Source organism: Eudoraea sp., from assembly GCF_049665975.1.
GTDB lineage: Bacteria > Bacteroidota > Bacteroidia > Flavobacteriales > Flavobacteriaceae > Eudoraea.
Genome location: NZ_JBATGR010000236.1, coordinates 1 through 3,393, shown reverse-complemented (window position 1 = coordinate 3,393; position 3,393 = coordinate 1). Strand labels below are relative to the sequence as shown.

General features: G+C 43.8%; 2 protein-coding genes. One reads left to right on the top strand and one right to left on the bottom strand.

All coding sequences use genetic code 11. From position 1 onward, the window contains the following. Nucleotides 1-21 precede the first annotated feature (21 nt). Nucleotides 22-1,098, top strand: a complete 1,077-nt coding sequence (glk, locus tag WBN20_RS08770) for a glucokinase (RefSeq protein WP_424281411.1) — start codon at nt 22-24, stop codon at nt 1,096-1,098. Between the two features lie 128 nt (nt 1,099-1,226). Here glk and WBN20_RS08765 read toward each other — a convergent pair whose 3' ends face one another. After that, complete coding sequence (locus tag WBN20_RS08765) at nt 1,227-3,356, bottom strand: glycoside hydrolase family 97 protein (RefSeq protein WP_424281412.1); 2,130 nt, start codon at nt 3,354-3,356, stop codon at nt 1,227-1,229. Between the last annotated feature and the right edge of the window lie 37 nt (nt 3,357-3,393).

The following is a 3,393-nucleotide window of genomic DNA, read 5'->3' as shown; positions in this document are numbered from 1 at the left end:
AATGCTTAACAGATCACTATTATGAAAAAAAAGGAGAGCTATTCATTACCACTTATGCATGATTCTCAAATACCATTGGCCTTTCCGGTAAATAAAAATGCCGCTAATGTCGATGGCGCTATTATGGCGGGAGATATTGGGGCAACAAAAACAAATCTGGCACTTTTTGAAATTCATAAAGGACAACTTACCCTAGTGAAGGAGAAATCATATCGCACCAGGGATTTCAGCGCTTTTACAGAGATGGTGCTTTCTTTTCATAGGGATAAGATGCCTGTCATAGATGCAATCTGCCTGGGCGTTGCCGGCCCGGTTACCAGGGGTAAAGTTAAAGGCACAAATTTTCCGTGGGAAATAGATAGCGAAGAAATTAGCAGAGGTCTCAGGGTTCATTCAGTAACGCTCATCAATGATATGGAGGCCAATGCCTATGGAATGGCGGCACTTGGGAAGACGGACTTTGAAGTTTTAAAAGAAGGATCAAATATCCCCGGGAATGCGGTCATCATTGCACCGGGTACGGGCCTGGGAGAGGCTGGAATGTATTGGGATGGAGCACAGTATCATCCCTATGCTACCGAAGGCGGGCATTGCGATTTTAGCCCTCGTAACGAGTTGGATTGGGAACTATGGAAGTCCCTGCATCAAAAGTATGGGCATGTGAGTTGGGAACGAATCGTATCCGGCCCTGGAATATATAGTATCTATCAATTTTTAAGGGGTTTCAGGGGCATGCCTGAACCCAAATGGCTTACCGAAAAAATCAAAAAAGGAGACGCGGCAGCGGTGATTACCACTGTTGCGCATGAAAAGAGGGACCCGATTTGTATAGAAACCCTGGACTTATTTGTGGGCTATCTGGCTATAGAATCTGCCCAGTTTGCCTTAAAGACCAAGGCTACAGGGGGTGTTTATATAGGAGGCGGGATTGTTCCAAAAATACTTAGGTTGATAAACCGGGAACTATTTACGGAGAACTTTGTTGATGCTGGCCGTATGAATCCCTTGCTTCAACTAATGCCGGTACAGGTAGTTTTAAATGATAAAACACCACTCCTGGGAGCCGCTTACTATGGGGCTATGGCACTTATGAACTAGCGGTTTGGGATAATACATATTGACTTTGGATTTGCGTGCATCTGCATACGAGACGGGGCATACCGCACTACTTGCGCAGAAGTTTTAATATTCAACAAATTTGGCGATCAATTAAGGTGATTACCCGATTATTCAGCAGGCACCAAACTTATAGCAGCGCCACCACCAGCAGCCAGTTGGAGTGTTAGTTTAGAAGTATTATCTACCTCTTGCTCTTCAATGGAAATGTCCAGCGGATTATCGTTCCAGTGTGCATTTTCACCATCGGTGTATAAAATGGCTTTGTACTTTTTAGATGGTGGTAAAAAGTCCAGATTAATATTTACCTCACGTGCATTTTCATCGGTAATGGATCCGATAAACCATTTTTCAGTTCCCCGTTCCTGCCTGGCTATGGTTACAAAGTCGCCTACTTCCCCGTCCAGTACTTTACTTTGTTCCCAGTCCACACCTACATCTTTTATGAACTGAAAGGCAGCTTGTCCTTCATAATTTTCAGGGAGATCCGCAGCCATCTGTACAGGGCCGTAGATCACCACATATAAAGCGAGTTGTTGTGCCAGGGTGGTATTAATTTGATTTTCAGGTTTATCCGGCGCCAGTTTTATCTTAAAAATACCGGGGGTAAAGTCAATAGGTCCGGAAAGCATGCGTGTAAAGGCCACAATCGGCAGATGTTCCGGCGGATTCCCGCCATCTGTAGCCCATGCATTAAATTCCTGTCCGCGTAAACCTTCGCGCGCAATGGCATTCGGGTAGGTTCTTCTTATACCCGTAGCCTTAATAGGCTCATGTGCATTGATAGCCACTTTGTGTTCTGCCCCTTTTACCAAGGCCCTTCTGTAATGGTTCACCATCCATTGCCCGTGGTGGTATTCCCCTTTTGGAATCAGTTTACCTACATAACCTGTCTTTACGGCATGGATGCCCAATGATTCCATTAATTCATAAGCTGCATCCATTTGCTGATCATACGTCCTTGGTGCGGCGGAAGTTTCATTGTGCATGATCAGATCTACTCCCTTTTCTTTCCCGTACCGCACTACTTCTTTTAGATCATAGTCCGGATATTGTGTAACAAAATCAAATACCCCTTCTCTGTCTTCAAAGCCTATCCAATGCTCCCATCCTGTATTCCAACCTTCTACCAACAGTCCTTTAAGCCCGTTAGCGGCAGCAAAATCTATATACATTTTTGCATTTTCGGTAGTAGCTCCATGATTTCCTGTAGGTTTCGCATTTGCAAGATTTTCCCAGCTATTCATATCCTGAGTGCCTGCATAGTCCCATGTACTCCTCCCAAGGTGCATCTCCCACCATATACCAACATACTTCATTGGTTTTATCCAGGAAACATCACCCAATTTATTAGGCTCATTCAGATTTACAATCAATTTGGATTCAATGAGATCACCGGCTCTGTCGGCAATTTGTATAGTACGCCAGGGGGTACTAAAAGGGGTTTCCCTTTTTACTTTATATCCGGTAATGTCTGATCCTACCAGCTCACTTTGCATCGAAAGGTTCAGCGTGTCTACTTTTAAGGTCATCCCGGCATAATCTGTAAGATTGGCTTCGTGAAAACTCAGGTACAAGCCATCTTCTGTTTTCATAGTAACAGGTGTGTTCACGGCATTTTCCGGAATATAGGTAGCCGCCAGATTGGGGTGGTTCCGTTTACTGATAGCATCAATCTTATTGAATGGCGTGGTACTGTACAGTTGCTCATAAATATCCCAATCTCCCGGTATCCACCAAACCATTGGGTTATTGGTAAGCTTAAACTGCGTATTTTCATCCGTTATGATTACCTCCGAAAGCTCCTCTTGCTCAGGGAAATGGTAGCGGAAACCAAGTCCATCGTCATAGACCTTGAAAATAACATCAAACTTTCTTTTTGGTGATTCTTTTTCTTCCAGATGAATTGTCAGCTGGTTATAATTGTTTACCACTTCACGCTGCTCGCCCCAGGGCATTTCCCAGGTTTCATTTTGAGAAGCGCTTTCTGAACTTACTATCCCAAGTCCTTTGGCCAGGGCAGGCTGGTCTTTAAATTCAAAACTTAAATAGGAGGTATCGATTACGACCTCACCATGGTGAAGAACCTGATAATAGACGCCACCTTCATTGTCTAATGAGAGTAGAACTTCATTCCTGTCTGAGGGAGATTTTACTGATAGGGTTGAGGGAGATTGCTGGCATCCATATAAGATTGCGAGTCCAAGCAATAAGTTTAAGTAGTTGATTTTTCTGGTCATACCGCAAGATAATATTTTATAGTTTCCAATCAAAGAG